Raw genomic sequence first — 16,476 nt, forward strand, 5'->3', positions numbered from 1 at the left:
GCCCGAACCGTTGTGACTCCGCACGGGGAACTGTCAAGATCGGGCACAACCCACCCGGAAACGTGAGCTGGACCACGATTCGACCCCCTGACGAAGCCGGAGCGACGATGCAGGCGCAGACGGAAGGCCGACGCGAGTCGAACCTGCTCAGGATGACGGGCATCGGCAAGACCTTCCCCGGCGTGCGCGCCCTCGACCAGGTCGACCTGGAAGTGGCGGAAGGCGAGGTGCACTGCCTGCTCGGCCAGAACGGCGCCGGCAAGTCCACCTTGATCAAGGTCCTGTCCGGCGCGCACCAGCCCGACGACGGCGAGATCACCTGGCGCGGCGCGACCACCACCCTCCCGTCGCCGGTCGCCGCGCTGCGGCTGGGCATAGCCACCATGTACCAGGAGCTGGACCTCGTCCCGGACATCACGGTCGCGGAGAACGTCTTCCTGGGCCACGAACCGGCCAGGTTCGGCTTCACCCGGCGTTCGGCGGCCCGCGACCGCACCCGGACCCTGATGGCCCGCCTCGGCCACCCCGAGATCGACCCGGACCGCGAGGTGGGCACGCTGTCGGCGGCCGGCAAGCAGCTGGTCTCGATGGCCCGCGCCCTGGTCCACGACGCCCGGCTCATCGTGATGGACGAGCCGACCGCCGCCCTGGCCGCCGACGAGGTCGACAACCTGTTCCGGATCGTCGGCGAGCTGACCGACGACGGCGTGTCCGTCCTCTACATCTCGCACCGCCTGGATGAGATCCGCCGCATCGGCACCAGGGTCACCGTGCTCAAGGACGGCCGCACGGTCGCCGCGAACCTCCCCGCGCACACCCCGACCGCCGACCTGGTCGACCTCATGTCCGGCCGCAAGGTCGAGACGGTCTTCCCGCACCGCGACACGTCCACCATCGACACCGGCCGCGAGGTGCTGACCGTCACCGACCTCTGCCGCGCGGGCGAGTTCAAGGACGTCACCTTCCACGTGCACGCGGGCGAGGTGCTGGCCATCGCGGGCCTCGTCGGCGCGGGGCGCAGCGAGATCCTGGAGACGGTGTTCGGAGCTCGGAAACCGGACTCCGGGCACGTCGCGGTCGACGGGAAACCGGTCCGGCCGGGCAGCGTCGTCGCGGCCGTGAAAGCGGGCATCGGCCTCGCGCCCGAGGAGCGCAAGGCCCAAGGACTGCTGCTGGGCCTGTCGGTCGCGCACAACGTGACGCTGTCCAGCCTCCCGAGCTACAGCCGCGCCGGTTTCATGGACCGCGCTCGCGAGCTGAAGGACTCGAAGGCCACCCTCGAACGGCTGGACCTGCGACCCGCCGACCCGCGACGGCTGGTCGCCGAGTTCTCCGGCGGCAACCAGCAGAAGGCCGTCGTGGCGCGCTGGCTGGTCAGGGGCTGCAAGGTGCTCCTGCTGGACGAACCGACGCGCGGCGTGGACGTCGGCGCGCGCGCCGAGCTGTACCGGGTGATCCACGAACTGGCGGCGGCCGGCGTGGCCGTGGTGCTGGTGTCCAGCGAGGTCGCCGAGGTGCTCGGCCTGGCCGACCGGGTGCTGGTGCTGCGCGACGGCGAAGTGGTCGCGGACCGGCCGGCCGCCGAGCTCACCGAGTCCGCCGTGCTGGACATCGTGATGACCGGCAGCGCCGTCACGGAGAGCCCGATGACCGGGAACACAGCGGCTGTGACGGAGGAGGAGGTCCAGTGACCGAAGCCCGGGTGCTCGACCAGGGATCAGCGCCGCTCCAGGAGCCGCGGAAGCACCGCCGCCACCTCGACCTGAGGCTGACCGGCCTGCTCGGCGTGCTGGTGGTGCTGTGCGCGGTCGGGTACCTCACCCGACCGGACAGCTTCCTCACCGAGGCCAACATCTCCACCATGCTGCGGCTGGCCGCGGCGATCGGCGTGGTCAGCGTCGGCATGACGTTCGTGATCATCAGCGGCGGCATCGACCTGTCCGTCGGCTCCCTCGTGGCGCTGTCGGGAGTGTGGATGACGACCGTCGCCACCCAGTCCTACGGGCCGGTGGTGATGGTGCTGTGCGCGCTGCTGGTCGGCCTGGGCTGCGGCCTGGTCAACGGCGTGCTGATCTCGTACGGGCGGATAGTGCCGTTCATCGCCACCCTCGCCATGTACGCGTCGGCGAAGGGCCTGGCCGAACGCCTGTCCGGCCGCCGCACGCAGGTCGTCACCGAGACCGGGTTCTCCACGTTCTTCCGCGGTGACGTCCTCGGCATCCCGGTGCTGATCTGGATGCTGGCCGCCGTGTTCGCGGTCGGCTGGGTGCTGCTCAACCGCACCACGTTCGGCCGCCGCACGTTCGCCGTCGGCGGCAACGCCGAAGCCGCCCGCCTGGCCGGTATCGACGTCCGCCGGCACACCGCGCTCGTCTACGGCATCGCCGGCCTGTGCTGCGGCATCGCCGCGATCATGGTCGTCGCCCGCACCACCTCGGGCGCGTCCACCAACGGCATGTTCTACGAACTCGACGCCATCGCCGCGGTGGTCATCGGCGGCACCCTGCTCAGCGGCGGACGCGGCTCGTTGATCGGCACGTTGATCGGCGTCCTCATCTTCACCGTGGTCGGCAACATCTTCACCCAGAACAACCTCGACACCGACATCCAGAACATCGCGAAGGGCGTCATCATCGTCGCCGCGGTGCTCCTCCAGCGGACGACAGCCCGCCACCGCGGAGCGCACACCACCTGACGCACGGCGCACCCCGCCAGTCCCCTCCCCAATCCCACCCACGCCCGGGAGCCAGCCATGTCCTCACTCGACCGTCGCCGCTTCCTCTGGGGAACCACCGCCGTCGGCACCGCCGCCATCCTCGCCGGCTGCACGTCCAACGAGTCCGCGAACACCGCGCCGAACGCCGTCGCGGGCGGATCGGGCCAGAACAGCCAGCCGGGCAAGCCGGTCACCATCGGGTTCTCCGCGCCCGCCGCCGACCACGGCTGGATGGCGGCGATGACGAAGAACGCCAAGGCGCAGGCCGACCAGTTCGCCGACGTCACGTTCAAGGCCACCGAGGGCACCAACGACGTCAACCAGCAGATCGGCCAGGTCGAGACGCTGATCAACGACAAGGTCGACGTGCTGGTGGTGCTGCCGTTCGACGGCAAGGCGCTCACCGAGGTCGGCCGTCAGGCCATGGACGCGGGCATCCCGGTGGTCAACGTCGACCGGATCTTCGACACCCCGCTCGCCTACCGGTTGTGGATCGGCGGCGACAACTACCGGATGGGCGTCAACGCCGGCGAGTACATCGCCGAGCAGATGAAGGCCAGGAACGTCGGCAACCCGATCATCGGCGAGGTCGCGGGCATCGACTCGCTGCCGCTCACCCAGGAACGCAGCAAGGGCTTCCGGGACGCGTTGGCGCGCGCCGGCTTCTCCGTCGGACCGCGTGTCTCGGCGTCGTTCACGTCCGAGTCGGGCGAGCAGCAGACCGCGAACCTGCTCCAGTCGGCGGCCAAGCTGGACGCCCTGTGGAACCACGACGACGACCAGGGCATCGGCGTGATGGCGGCCATCGACAGCGCGAACCGCACCGAGTTCGTCATGGTCGGCGGCGCCGGGTCGCGCAACATGATGGACCTGATCAAGGCCGACAGCGGCGTGGTCAAGGCGACCGTCCTCTACAGCCCGTCGATGGCGTCCTCGGCGATCGCGCTGGCCCGGCTGCTGGGCCAGGCCAAGGGCATCGGCGACCTGGCCGAGCACGACGTCCCCGCGTCCATCACCACCTACTCCGCCGTGGTGACCAAGGAGAACGTCGACCAGTACCTCGACGTCGGTTTCGACTCCTGACCCGGTCCCCGGGCTCTCGGACACCGCTGCTGTGAAAGGTTCCCTGATGACAGACGAGATCGGCGTGGGCATGGTCGGCCACGCGTTCATGGGCGCGGTGCACTCACACGCGTGGCGCAGCGTCCACCGGTTCTTCGACGTGCCGCTGACACCACGCCTGGCCGTTCTCGGCGGACGTGACCCGGTGCGCACGAAGGAGGCCGCGACCAAGTACGGCTGGGCCGCCGTCGAGACCGACTGGCGCGCGCTCGTCGCCCGGGACGACGTGCACGTCGTCGACATCTGCACGCCCGGCGACACCCACGCCGAGATCGCCCTCGCCGCCCTCGCCGCGGGCAAGCACGTGCTGTGCGAGAAGCCGCTGGCCAACACGGTGGCCGAAGCCGAGGCGATGACCGCCGCGGCCGAGGAGGCGGCGACGCGGGGCGTCCGGTCGATGGTCGCGTTCAACTACCGCCGGGTGCCCGCCATCGCGTTGGCCCGCGAGCTGGTCGCGGAAGGCCGGATCGGCGACATCCGGCACGTCCGCGCGGTCTACCTCCAGGACTGGCTGTCCGACCCGGAGGCGCCGATGACGTGGCGGCTGCGGCGCGAACTCGCCGGCTCGGGGGCCCTGGGCGACCTCGGCGCGCACATCGTGGACGCCGCCCAGTACGTCACCGGCGACCTGATCACCGGGATCAGCGGCACGACGGAGACCTTCGTGCGGTCACGGCCGGACGGCGACGGGCGCGGCGAGGTGACGGTGGACGACGCGGCCGTGTTCCTGGCCCGCTTCTCGTCCGGCGCGCTGGGCACGTTCGAGGCGACCCGGTACGCGCTGGGCCGCAAGAACGCCATGCGGCTGGAGGTCAACGGCACGCGCGGCAGCCTGGCGTTCGACTTCGAGGCGATGAACGAGCTGTCCGCGTACTTCGAGGACGACGGGCCGTCGGCCGGGTTCCGGCGGATCCTGGTGACCGAGCCGGAGCACCCCTACTTCGGCGCCTGGTGGCCGCCCGGTCACCTGATCGGCTACGAGCACACGTTCACGCACGAGGTGGCGGACTTCCTGACCGCCATCGGCGGTGGCGAAGACCCCGCGCCCAGCTTCGCGGACGGCCTGCGCGTCCAGCGGGTCCTGGCGGCGGTGGAGGAGAGCGCCGGACGGCAGTCCGCGTGGACCGCGATTGGAGACAGTCGATGAGCCGTCCGGTCACGTTGTTCACCGGTCAGTGGGCGGATCTGCCGTTCGAGGAGGTGTGCCGGTTGGCGTCCGGGTGGGGCTACGACGGGCTGGAGATCGCCTGCTCGGGCGATCACTTCGAGGTCGACAAGGCGCTGGCGGACGACGAGTACGTGCCGGCCAAGCGCGCGATGCTCGAAAGGCACGGGCTGGAGGTGTTCGCCATCTCCAACCACCTGGTCGGCCAGGCCGTGTGCGACGACCCGATCGACTTCCGCCACCAGGCCATCCTGCCCGCGCGGATCTGGGGCGACGGCGAGCCCGAGGCGGTGCGCGAGCGCGCCGCCGCCGAGATGGCCGACACGGCGCGCGCGGCGGCCAAGCTGGGCGTGGACACCGTCGTCGGCTTCACCGGGTCCTCGATCTGGAAGTACGTGGCGATGTTCCCGCCGGTGTCGCAGGCCGTGATCGACGCCGGGTTCGACGACTTCGCCCGGCGCTGGAACCCGATCCTGGACGTGTTCGACGAGGTCGGGGTGCGGTTCGCGCACGAGGTGCACCCGTCGGAGATCGCCTACGACTACTGGACGACGCGGCGGGCGCTGGACGCCGTCGGCAACCGGCCCGCGTTCGGGCTGAACTGGGACCCGTCGCACTTCGTCTGGCAGGACCTCGACCCGGTCGGGTTCATCCTCGACTTCGCCGACCGGATCTACCACGTGGACTGCAAGGACACGAAGAAGCGGTTCGACGGGCGCAACGGGCGGCTGGGCTCGCACCTGGCGTGGGCCGACCCCCGGCGGGGCTGGGACTTCGTGTCGACCGGACACGGCGACGTGCCGTGGGAGGAGTCGTTCCGCGCGTTGAACGCGATCGGCTACCGCGGGCCGATCTCGGTGGAGTGGGAGGACGCCGGCATGGACCGGCTGCGGGGCGCGGAGGAGGCGGTCGGGTTCATCCGGCGGCACCTGTTCGACCCGCCGGCGGCTTCCTTCGACGCCGCCTTCAGCACGGGGGAGTAGCCCGGTGGGCACGGATCGCGGACCGCTCCGGCCGCGATCCGTGCCGCAGGGGCGAACCGGACCGGCGGCCCTTCCCCATGCCGCTTGTGCGCCCTTTGCCGCTTATGACGTGGTCGGCCCGTTGGGAGCGTCGGCGATGCAGGGCGCTCCAGGTGACCTCCGCGAACAGCTCCCGCTCGTCGCGTGGTCGCAGCGGCCTCGAACACCCGGTCCACCCCGCAGCTCTCGGCCGCTACCGGGACCACCTCATGCGCCACCACGACGAGTCGCCACTACCGGTCGCACCGCGCGCGTCGGGCCGGCGCACGGCCGCGCCGGCCCGACCCACGACGGCGTCAGCGCGTCGAGTACTGGTGGTCGTCCCCCTGCGTGCCGTACACACCGGTGTTCTTGGGCACCTGCGTCACGATGGTCTCGGCGATGTCGTCCGCCGCGCCGGACGGGATCTTCGGCATCGCCTTCGCCAGCGCGTCCTTGACCTTCTCCAGGATGCCGAGGAACTTGTCGACCAGCTTGGACAGGCTGCGGATGGTGCTGACGATCTTGTCGATCCACTCCTTGACCTTGTTGGCCCACTTCACCACGACCCGGATGCCGTCGGCGACGATCGCGGGCGTGGCCAGGCCGAGGGTGATGGCGGCGGCAGCGGCGGCCCGGATGAGCCACTGCACCAGCTCGCTCATGCCCATGGCGATCAGGTCGCGCACGGTCGTGCGCACCACGGCGACCGCCGCGGCGGCGCCGGTCAGCGCGGCGCCCACACCGCTCGCGGCGACCGAGGCGGCCTTGATCGCTCCGGCCTGCGCGAGCGCGACCGGGCGGTACGCGGTCACCGCGGGCCCTTCCCACTGCGCGGTGTCGGACTCGACGATCCGCACCATGTCCTCGGACGCCCGGCCCAGGGCGTCGGAGACGTTGCCCCAGGTGCCCGCGTTCTGGTTGATCACGCCGGGGTTGCCCGCGAGCGCGTCGAGCATCTCCTTGAGCGGTGACGTGTTCTCCATGAACCAGGCGAACGCCGAGGTCAGCAGGCTGCCGAACGGGTCGGCGATGAACCCGAGCGCGTCGATCGCGGTGGCTCCGGCGTTGACGCCGGCCTCCAGCCAGTCCCCGCGCTGCACGGCCAGCACGGCGTCCGTCGCGGGCTCGACCATGCCGATGCCGGTGAGGTGGTCGTAGCCGTCGTTCGCGGTCGGCGGAGCGATCAGCGGGTTGTTCATCCGAGGGACCCCAGCTTTTCGAGAATCTTGGACAAGGCGCCTTCGACGGCCCCGTCGACCGCGTCGTAGGTGTCGGCCATGGCGACGATGGACTCCGACGTCGCGGAGACGACGGTGTTCGCCGTGCCGATTGCCGCGTGCCCCATCGCCTCGATGGAGCCCATCAACGGCAGCAGGAGGGGGCTGCACAGGATGCCGTAGGCCGTCGTGCCGCTGATGGTGGCCTGCGTGGCGGCGTCCTGCGCCACGCCGATCTGCTCGACCACACCGTCCAACCGGCCCGCGTGCTGCCGCATCGCGTCGGTGTGGACGCCGAAACCGTCCGTCATCTGGTCACCACCCGCTCTTGTCGTTCGGACGGTCGGTGGCCCAGTTGTGGCCGCCGAAGTCGTCGTCGTCATCCGGTCGCGGGGCGCGGGCAGGCGCGGTCCCGTCGGGCTCGGGCGGCGGGGGGAACTTCTCCCTGTACCCGCCCATGATCGCGTCCATGGTCGCCGAGTCCCCACCGACGATCGGCGCCATCGCCTCCTGCATCCGGCCGGCGATCTGCGCCTGGGCGGCGCGCATCGTGCCGAGGATCTCCGCGGACAGCAGCGCGGGCGGCTTGCGCAGCGCGGCGTCGGTCAGGTCGAGGGCGGTGACGTTGCCGCCGCTGTCGACCGTGATGGAGACCGCGCCGTCCTTCGAGCGCTCGGTGACGTTGAGCTCGCGCGCCGCCTGCGAGATCTGGTCGGCCTGCTTGAGCTTGGCCTGGATCTGCTGGTCCCAGCTCCGCAGCAACGCGTCCGGGTCACCTGTGGCCGGATTCATACCCACTCACTTCCCTCTTTGTCGTGCCTTGGTCCGGGACAGCGCGGCCCCGAAGATGATCAGGGCGAGCAGACCTCCCAGCCCGATCCCGGCGAGCAGCGACCCGACCCCGAGCACCGCGCTCGGCTCGAAATCCGCCCGGTACACCTTCGGCGTCCCCGGCCCGCCACCCTTGTTGCCGAGCACCGTGCGCTGGACCACCGGCACGTCGCGGTCGCGGTCGTCCGGGCTGAACTGCCCCGGCTGCGCCGTCACCCGCTCACGTTCACCGCCGTCCCACACGACGTCGGCCTGGCACGTCCACCAGTAGCCGACGCCGAGGCCCCCGATCGGCCCCTCCTCCACGCAGTCGACCACCCGGGCCGTGCCGCGGTCCGTGACGTCCACGGTCGCGGCCTGCGGCTGGTAGTGGGTCATCCCGCTCAGGCCCAGCATGATCGCGCTCGCCCACACCGCGAGGGCGATCAGCCCTGCCACCGCTTTCACGAGTCAGTCCCACCTTCGTCCCCGAGTGCTCTGCCGTCCGACGCGAGGATCGCACACCCGGTTCCCCCGTTTCGGCGATTCCGGCGATCGGAGGTTTACGACGCTCGATCGGCCGAACGGGTGTACGTGGCGGCAGGCGGGCGGGCGGGCCTACCAGGTGATCGGCAGGGACCGGAGGCCGTAGATCGGCGCGTCGAACTTGAACTCGACGTCCTCGAACGGCACGGCCAGGCGCAGCGTCGGCAGGTCCGTCACCAGGGCGCGCAGCGCGACCCGCAGCTCCGCACGAGCCAGCAGGTGGCCGACGCACTGGTGCACCCCGGTGCCGAACGCGAGGTGTGACCTGGGGTTGCGGCGCAAGTCGAGGCGGTCCGGTTCGGGGAACGCGGCCGGGTCGCGGTTCGCGGCGAACAGGGACGCGATCACGCCCTCGCCCGCGCCCAACGCCGTGCCGCCGACCGTCGCCTCGCCCGTCACCGCCCGCACCACGCCCTGGTGCACGGGACTGAGGTAGCGGAGCAGCTCCTCCACCGCCTTGTCCACCAGACCGGGCCTGGCGACCAGGGCCTCCCACTGCGCCCGGTCGCGCTGGAGCGCCAGCACGGACAGCGCGATGGAGTTCGCCGTCGTCTCGTGCCCGCCGACGAGCAGCAGCACGGTCATCCCGACGGCCTCCTCGTCGGTCAACCGGGGCTCCCGCACCAGGCGGCTGATCAGGTCGTCCCGTGGTGACTCGCGGCGGGCGCGGATCAGGTCCGCGAGGTAGGCGTGCAGCTCGTCCAGCGCCGTCCGCACCCGCGCCGCCGACAACGTCCGATCGAGGTGGGCGCGGCTGCGGGTGGAGAAGAAGTCCTGGTCCGACACCGGCACGCCGAGCAGAAGGCAGATCACGTCGGACGGCACGGGCAGCGCGAACCCGGTCACGAGGTCCGCCGGGCGCGGCCCGGAGCACATCGCCGCCAACCGTTCCCGGGTGATCCGCTCCACCTCGGGCCGCAACGCGGTCATCCGCCGCACGGTGAACTCGCCGGTCAGCATGCGCCGGTACCGGGTGTGCGCGGGCGGATCCGTGACCAGGAAGCTGCCCGGCGCGGCCTGTCGGTCCACCACCGGGCGCAACTGCGGGAAACCGGGCCTGCTCGGATCGGACGAGAACCGCCCGTGGTCCCGCAGCACCGCCCGCACGTCGTCGTACCGCGTCACCAGGTGCGCCTGCTGCCCGTGCCGCAACGACACCGGGCACACGGGCGACTCCTGGCGCAACGACGCGAACTCCGCCGGCGGGTCGAAGCCGGGACGACGCGCGATCGGGTAGTCCATGGTGATCGACCTTATAGCCGTCATCCGCGCCGGAAAGGCCTGAGGACCAGCACACTGCTCGATGTGGACGCGGTGACAGCGCAAGCCTGGGCGGCACTGGGCGGACGACCCGACCTGACCGTGGAGCACCGGACGGCGGGCGACGTCCTGGACGCCCGCCTGCCCGTGCGCGACATGGCACGGGCCACAGTCGGCGTGTGCGCGCTCGCGGCGGCGGAACTGGCGGCTCAGCGCAACAGGACGCCCGTGCCGGTGGTGACGGTGGACGAGGCCGCCGTCGCCACGGCGTTCGTCAGCGAGCGCCACCTGCGGATCGACGGACGGCCCGGCGCCACCTTCGCGCCGCTGTCCGGGTTCTGGCGCACCGCAGACGGCTGGGTCCGCACCCACGCCAACTACCCGCACCACCGGACCCGCCTGCTCGAAGCGCTCGGCACCACCGCCGACGCGCTCGAACGCGAGCTGGCGACCAGGCGAGCCCTGGAAGTGCAGGAGACCGTCTACAACGCGGGTGGGCTGGCCGTCGCGGTCCGCGCCGAACCCGATCCGACGCGACGCCCGTTGGTCGAAACGACCCGCACCGGCACCGCGATCCGCCCGCTGCCGCCGGCATCCCGCCCCGCGGAGGGCGTCCGCGTCCTCGACCTCACCAGGGTCATCGCCGGTCCGGTCGCCACCCGCACGCTCGCGTTCCTCGGCGCCGACGTCCTCCGCGTCGACCCGCCGCACCTCCCCGAAGACCCGGACGCGCACGCGGACACCGGCATGGGCAAGCGCTCGGCCCTGCTGGACCTCGCCACCAGCCACGACCGGCAGGTGTTCGACGACCTCCTCGACCGGGCCGACGTGCTCGTCACCGGCTACCGGCCCGGCGCACTCGAACGGCGTGGCCTCGAAGCGCTGCACGACAGGCGTCCCGACCTGGTCGTCGCCCAGCTCTCCGCCTGGGGCCGCACCGGCGGCTGGGCGCACCGGCGCGGGTTCGACAGCCTCGTCCAGGCCGCCACCGGCATCGCGGCGGTCGAAGGCGCGGACGGCGTCCCCGGCGCGCTGCCCGCCCAGGCCCTGGACCACGGCACCGGCTACCTGCTCGCCGCCGCGGTCCTGCGCGCCCTCGCCGACCGACGGGGCCACCACATCAGGCTGTCGCTCGCGGGCACCGCGTCGTGGCTCCTGCACGACATCGACCCCTCACCCGCCCGGGGCGACTACGACCCCGAACCCTGGCTGGTGGAGACAGCCTCGCCGTACGGCGTGCTCCGCCACGCCCGCCCGCCGTTCACCGAACGCGGAACGTGGGCGAAACCGTCGTCCTCGTGGGGTTCCGACGAACCCCGCTGGTCCGATCCGGTCCACTGAGGACGGTGAGGTGGCGCGCTGGTCACAGCCCGGATCGACCCCCGCGTGGTGAGCGGACAAAGCGCCCCTGAAGTGTTACCACTGAAACGCACGTTCGAAGGGTCACTCGATCGGGTACCCCGGTCGCCGGACGTGCGCGCGACGTTGGGAGCACGGGTGGAGGACCGCACTATCGCAGGCCGGTACCGGCTGACCGAGAAGATCGGGGCCGGTGGGATGGGGGTGGTGTGGCGGGCCGAGGACCTGAGGCTCCGTCGCATCGTCGCGGTCAAGGAACTGCTGTTCCGCGCCGGCTTCGACCAGGAGTCGATCGACCGCGCGGTCCGGGAGGGGCGCATCGCGGCGAAGTTGCAGCACGCCAACGTGATCGCCCTGTACGACGTGGTCGAGCACGACGGCCACCCGTGGCTGGTGATGGAGTACCTGCCGTCGCGCAGCCTGTCCACGCTGATCAGCGAGCGCGGCACCCTCCCGCCCGACGAGGTGGCGCGGTTGGGCGTGCAGTTGGCGTCCGGGCTGGCCGCCGCGCACCGCGCCGGGGTCGTGCACCGGGACGTGAAGCCGGGCAACGTGCTGGTCACCGAGTTCGGCACGGTCAAGGTCACCGACTTCGGCACCTCGCGCGCGGCGGACGAGGTGACCGTCACCGCGTCCGGGATGCTCGTCGGCACACCCGCCTACCTGGCGCCGGAAGTGGCGCGCGGTGGGACGGGCGGGTTCCCGGCGGACGTGTTCGCGCTGGGCTCGACGCTCTACGCGGCGGTGGAGGGCGCGCCGCCGTTCGGCGCGGACGGCAACACCATCGCCCTGCTGCACCGGGTCGCCGACGGCCGGTTCCCGCCGCCGCGCAACGCCGGGCCGCTGGCCCCGGTGCTGCTGCGCCTGCTCGACACGAACCCGGACACCCGGCCGACCATGCCCGAGGCGGCGGACATGCTGCGGGACGTGCGGTTCGACGAGACCCCGGCTGCGGCCCCCGCGCTTCCGCCGCCCCCGCCTCGGCCGACCGCCGTCATGCCCGCGCCCGTCGACCCCGCGCCCGCCGGTCCGACGCCCGCCGACCCCCAGCCCACTCCCCAGGAGCAACCCCGACGTGACCGGAAGGCGCTCGTCGCACTCGCGGTGGTGGCAGTGATGGCCGCGGTGCTGATCGGTTACCTGGTCAGCCGGGGTGAGAAGGGGTCACCCTCGGCGGGGGAGGACGGAACCACGACCGAAACGGCGCAGACCACGACCGTCGCCGCCGCCGAACCCGCCGACCCGACCTCGGAAGAACCGGAGCAGCCGCCGACGACCACGGCAGCGGAGACCACGACCACGGCCGAGGCGCCCGTCGCGGTCGGCCCCGACCAGGCCCTGGCCGACTACTACGGCCTCGTCCCGAACGACCTGGAAACCGCGTACGGCCGGCTCACCGCCGGGTTCAAGGCCGCGCGGGCGCCGAGCTTCGAGGCTTACCGGGGGTTCTGGGACCAGATGAGCGCGGTAACCGTGAGCGGCGTGCAGGTGGTCGGCCCGAACCAGGTGTCGGCGTCGGTGTCGTACACGCGCAAGTCGGGCGCGAACGAGGTCGAGCGGCACGTCTACACGCTGGTCGAGGTCGACGGGCAGTGGATGATCGACGGCCAGTCGTAGCCGGCGCGGTGCGGCACTGTCGATCCCGTTTTCGCCCGGTTAAGGTCTCCGGATGATCGTCCGGCGGATGTGGGTGTTGGCCCTGCTCGCGGTGGTCGCGGCGGTGGGCGCGCTGGCGGTGCTGGCGTTCCGGCCTCCCGCGCCCCTGGCGGACGCGGCGGCGGGGGAGTTCGCCGCCGGACGTGCCGAGCAGCACCTGGTCGCGATCGCCCAGCGACCACACCCGATCGGGTCGGCCGACAACGCGCGGGTCCGCGAGTACATCGCCGACACCGCCCGCGGCTTCGGGGCCGAGGTCGCGGTGGAGTCCGACGACGTGGTCCACCCGTGGCGCGACGTGGTCCGCGTGGCCACCGCGCACAACGTCGTCGCACGCGTGCCCGGCACGGACCCGTCGGTGAGCGGCGGCAAGGCGTTGATGCTGGTCGCGCACTACGACTCGGTGCCCACCGGTCCCGGCGCGGCCGACGACGGGGCGGCGGTCGCGGCGATGCTGGAGACCCTGCGCGCGCTCCGGACCGCCGACGTGCGCAACGACGTCGTGTTCCTGTTCACCGACGGGGAGGAGTTCGGGACGCTCGGCGCGGAGGCGTACGTGCGGCGGCACGGCGTGGACGGGCTCGGGGCGGTGCTGAACTGGGAGGCACGGGGGAGTGGCGGGCCGGTGTGGATGTTCCAGACCGGCGCCGACAACGGGCCGCTGGTGTCGGCGTTCGGCGCGGCGAGCAGTCGGCCGATCGCGAACTCGATGGCGTCCGAGGTCTACCAGCGGATGCCGAACTACAGCGATTTCACGGTGTTCCTGGACGCCGGGGCGCGCGGTCTGAACAGCGCGTTCATCGAAGACGTGCGGGACTACCACTCGCCCTACGACGACCTGGAGCGGCTCGACCGGGGCAGCCTCCAGCACCACGGCGAGACGATGGTCGGGCTGGTGCGGGTCCTGGGGGACCGGGACCTGCGGGCCGGCGACGGGGACGCCGTCTACTTCGACCTGTTCTCCCGCGTGCTCGTGCACTACCCGACGTGGCTGGCGGTGGCGCTCGCCGTCGTGACGGTGCTGGGGCTGGCACTCGGCATCCGGAGTGGACGGTTGCGGGTGCGGGCGGTGCTCGCGGTCGCCGGGGTGGCGGTCGGGGCGGTGGTCGTGGCCGGTGCGCTGGCGTTCGGGCTGTGGGCGCTGGTGACGGCGGTGCGGCCGGAGTTGGCGTTCCTGGCGTTGTCGGAGCCGTACGAGCGGGGCTGGTTCGTCGCCGGGTTCCTGGCGGTGGGGCTGGCGGTGCTGTTCGCGGCGGTCCGGGTGGTGCGGCGGTGGTCGCCGGCCGAGGTGCTCGCCGGGGTGCTGGCGCTGACGGCCGCGCTGCTGGTGGCCACGACGGTGGCGGCTCCGGGCGTCGGGTTCCTGTTCCAGTGGACGTTGCTGCTCGGTCTGCCCGCGCTGTGGGCACCTCGCCTCGCCTTCCTCCCGCCGCTCGTGGCCGCCGCGATCTTCCCGCCGTTGGTGGGCACGCTGATGGTGGCGCTGGGGATGCCGCTGAGCGCGGCGGGCGTGGTGTTCGCGCTGCTCGCGGGCGTGCTGCTGATGCCGTTGCTGGGTTTGCTGCCGCGTCCCGGCGCGATGGCGGTCGGGGTGGCCGTGGTCGCGGTGGCGTTGATCGCCGTGGGCACCGCGCGGTTCGGCTTCGACCCGGACGAGCCGCGCCCCAACTCGCTGATCTACCTGCTGGACACCGAAACCGGCCGGGCCGACTGGCTCTCCGCCGATCCCGCGCCTGACCCGTGGACGTCCCGCGTGCTGGGGGAGAACCCGGAACGGGTGAACTTGACCGGTCGCTACCCGATGCTGGACGACCCGCTGATGCGCGCCGACGCCCCTCGCCTCGCCCTGCCGGCGCCCACCGCGACCGTCGTCGAGGCCACCGACGGGGACGTCCGCACGGTCCAATTCCGCGTCACCCCCACTGCTTCCGCGTGGCGGACGCAGGTGACGTTGTCGGACCGGCGGGTTTGTCGGTCCGGCGGTGCGGAGCTGGCCGGCGCCACGCTGGAGCTGTACGGCCCGACCAGCCGTGAGATCACGTGCGAGCTGGACCCCGGCACACCGCTGGAGGTCGCCGTCGCCGACCACTGGATCGGCCTGCCCGCCGAGGCGGCGGCCCTGGTCGGGCCGCGTCCGGCGGACACCATGCCCGTCCAGTCAGGCAACCGCCCGTACGACGCCGCGCTGGTGCGGGCCGTGTTCCGGCTTTGACGTCTCGTCGCGATGCGACTCGCGCCCGCGTTCGGCGCCTGGACGCGCTAGCGGGGACGCACTGCCCTGACCCACATGTGCCAGGGGATCGTGTCGTTGTCGACCTGCGGTTCCCGGAGGGCCTCGATGAGCAGGCCGGAGATCTCCAAAGCCTCGGTGTAGGCGCTCAACGGGTGGTTCCACCCCTGGAACTTCATCCGCATCCCGTCCCGCTCGACCTCCTCCTCGAAGCGGTGACGTCCGAAGTAGGGCCGGTCGAGGACGAACAGGCCGTCCTGTCGGCTGCCGGTGTTGGTGATCGGGTGGGTGATCGACAGGCAGAGCCTGCCGCCCGGTTCGAGCACCCGGCCGACCTCGCTGATGGTGCCCGGCAGGTCGTCGACGTCCATCAACACGTTGTAGGCGATGACGGTGTCGAAGCTGTGGTCAGAAAAGGGGAGGCCCGCCGAATCGGCGAGCAGGTACCGCCCTTCGGGGTGAGCCTGTCGCGCCGCTTCCAGCAGCGTGGGCGAGGCGTCGATGCCGGTGACCCGGTGGCCTCGCCCGACGAGGTCGCGGGACACCCGGCCCTCGCCGCAGCCGAGGTCGAGGGTCGCCCGGCCCGCGGTCGGCACCAGCGCGAAGAACGCGTCGCGGTAGCGCCAGTACGAGTCGAAGCCGGGTTCGCGCACCCAGGCGATCCAGTTCCGCGCCTGCTCTTCCCAGTCCTGCCCGGCGGCGGTCAGCGCCTTCTCGGTCATCCCTCGGAGGCTAGTGCGGGCCGGCTGCGAGGCAACCGGTTTACCGCGACCGCACCGCCCCGAGAGGATCGCCCGAAGGCGTCACCCACTGCTCAGGAGCCGGCCGCCGACGCGGTAGCGCTGCATCACGACGCCCGTGCCGAACGTCCGGGTCTCGATGAGGTCCAGGTCCGTCCGGCGGTCCTCCGGCCCGAACACCGGCCGCCCACGACCGATCAGCACCGGGTGGACGTACAGCCGGTACTCGTCGATCAGGCCGTGCCGGCGGAAGGTCGACGCCAGGTCCGGCCCGCCCACCACGAGGTCCCCGCCCGCCGAAGCCTTCAACGCCAGCACCTCGTCCACCACCACGTCCCGCACGATGGTCGTGTTCCAGTCCGCCGACTCCAGCGTCCGCGAGTACACGATCTTCGGCATCTCCCGCCAGATGCCCGCGAACTCCACCTCCGGCCCCGTGCTCGCCGGGTCGCGATCCGCCGTCGGCCAGTGCCCCGCCATCAGCGAATGCGTGCGCCGCCCGCTCAAGAACGCGCCCATCCGCCCCAGCCACGAGTTCATGTGCTGGTGCAACTCGTCGTCCACGACGTGCCAGTCGATCTCGCCGTCCGGCCCCTCGAAGAAGCCGTCAACGGACACCGACGAGGAGAAGATGATCCGCCGCATTGCCGC

The 16,476-nt window shown here is 72.0% G+C and carries 15 protein-coding genes; 8 read left to right on the forward strand and 7 right to left on the reverse strand.

Annotation, left to right across the window (positions count from 1 at the left end; genetic code table 11):
- Window positions 1-107: 107 nt before the first annotated feature.
- The 5 genes from ACRAKI_RS13875 to ACRAKI_RS13895 are packed head-to-tail and all read left to right on the forward strand — an operon-like array spanning window position 108 to window position 5,986.
- Window positions 108-1,691, forward strand: a complete 1,584-nt coding sequence (locus ACRAKI_RS13875) for a sugar ABC transporter ATP-binding protein (RefSeq protein ID WP_447007481.1) — start codon at window positions 108-110, stop codon at window positions 1,689-1,691.
- An 11-nt stretch (window positions 1,692-1,702) separates the two neighbouring features.
- On the forward strand, window positions 1,703-2,695 hold the full coding sequence (locus ACRAKI_RS13880; protein WP_447008418.1) for an ABC transporter permease: 993 nt from the start codon (window positions 1,703-1,705) through the stop codon (window positions 2,693-2,695).
- Between the two features lie 57 nt (window positions 2,696-2,752).
- The gene (locus ACRAKI_RS13885) at window positions 2,753-3,799 is read left to right on the forward strand and encodes a substrate-binding domain-containing protein (protein WP_447007482.1); all 1,047 of its coding nucleotides are present in this window, start codon (window positions 2,753-2,755) and stop codon (window positions 3,797-3,799) included.
- Window positions 3,800-3,845: 46 nt separating this feature from the next.
- Window positions 3,846-4,985 (forward strand): Gfo/Idh/MocA family protein, encoded by a 1,140-nt coding sequence (locus tag ACRAKI_RS13890; RefSeq protein ID WP_447007483.1) that lies wholly within the window; start codon window positions 3,846-3,848, stop codon window positions 4,983-4,985.
- Window positions 4,982-5,986 (forward strand): sugar phosphate isomerase/epimerase family protein, encoded by a 1,005-nt coding sequence (locus tag ACRAKI_RS13895; RefSeq protein ID WP_447007484.1) that lies wholly within the window; start codon window positions 4,982-4,984, stop codon window positions 5,984-5,986. The genes ACRAKI_RS13890 and ACRAKI_RS13895 overlap by 4 nt, the downstream gene beginning before the upstream one ends.
- A 335-nt stretch (window positions 5,987-6,321) precedes the next feature.
- Here ACRAKI_RS13895 and ACRAKI_RS13900 read toward each other — a convergent pair whose 3' ends face one another.
- From ACRAKI_RS13900 to ACRAKI_RS13920, 5 genes are all read right to left on the reverse strand, one after another.
- A complete protein-coding gene (locus tag ACRAKI_RS13900; RefSeq protein ID WP_447007485.1) occupies window positions 6,322-7,206 on the reverse strand; it encodes a hypothetical protein in 885 nt (294 codons plus the stop codon).
- Entirely contained in the window at window positions 7,203-7,535 is a 333-nt protein-coding gene (locus ACRAKI_RS13905; RefSeq protein ID WP_447007486.1) for a type VII secretion target, read from the reverse strand. Before ACRAKI_RS13905 ends, ACRAKI_RS13900 begins: the two co-directional genes overlap by 4 nt.
- 4 nt (window positions 7,536-7,539) lie before the next feature.
- Window positions 7,540-8,016 carry a YbaB/EbfC family nucleoid-associated protein gene (locus ACRAKI_RS13910; RefSeq protein WP_447007487.1) on the reverse strand — a complete coding sequence of 159 codons (477 nt, stop codon included), beginning with the start codon at window positions 8,014-8,016 and terminating at the stop codon, window positions 7,540-7,542.
- Between the two features lie 6 nt (window positions 8,017-8,022).
- Entirely contained in the window at window positions 8,023-8,502 is a 480-nt protein-coding gene (locus ACRAKI_RS13915; RefSeq protein ID WP_447007488.1) for a DUF6346 domain-containing protein, read from the reverse strand.
- Window positions 8,503-8,652: 150 nt separating this feature from the next.
- Entirely contained in the window at window positions 8,653-9,822 is a 1,170-nt protein-coding gene (locus ACRAKI_RS13920; RefSeq protein WP_447007489.1) for a cytochrome P450, read from the reverse strand.
- Window positions 9,823-9,894: 72 nt separating this feature from the next.
- Here ACRAKI_RS13920 and ACRAKI_RS13925 point away from each other — a divergent pair, with 72 nt between their 5' ends.
- The 3 genes from ACRAKI_RS13925 (at window position 9,895) to ACRAKI_RS13935 (ending at window position 15,067) form a co-directional block, all read left to right on the forward strand.
- On the forward strand, window positions 9,895-11,181 hold the full coding sequence (locus ACRAKI_RS13925) for a CoA transferase (protein ID WP_447007490.1): 1,287 nt from the start codon (window positions 9,895-9,897) through the stop codon (window positions 11,179-11,181).
- A 156-nt stretch (window positions 11,182-11,337) separates the two neighbouring features.
- Window positions 11,338-12,816 (forward strand): serine/threonine-protein kinase, encoded by a 1,479-nt coding sequence (locus tag ACRAKI_RS13930; RefSeq protein ID WP_447007491.1) that lies wholly within the window; start codon window positions 11,338-11,340, stop codon window positions 12,814-12,816.
- A 52-nt stretch (window positions 12,817-12,868) separates the two neighbouring features.
- Window positions 12,869-15,067, forward strand: coding sequence for a M20/M25/M40 family metallo-hydrolase (locus ACRAKI_RS13935; protein ID WP_447007492.1), 2,199 nt, complete (start codon window positions 12,869-12,871; stop codon window positions 15,065-15,067).
- Window positions 15,068-15,114: 47 nt separating this feature from the next.
- Here the strand turns inward: ACRAKI_RS13935 and ACRAKI_RS13940 are convergent, their stop codons facing one another.
- Entirely contained in the window at window positions 15,115-15,807 is a 693-nt protein-coding gene (locus ACRAKI_RS13940; protein WP_447007493.1) for a class I SAM-dependent methyltransferase, read from the reverse strand.
- Window positions 15,808-15,888: 81 nt separating this feature from the next.
- Window positions 15,889-16,470, reverse strand: a complete 582-nt coding sequence (locus ACRAKI_RS13945) for a dihydrofolate reductase family protein (RefSeq protein WP_447007494.1) — start codon at window positions 16,468-16,470, stop codon at window positions 15,889-15,891.
- Between the last annotated feature and the right edge of the window lie 6 nt (window positions 16,471-16,476).

The sequence above is a fragment of the Saccharothrix isguenensis genome (assembly GCF_052936305.1).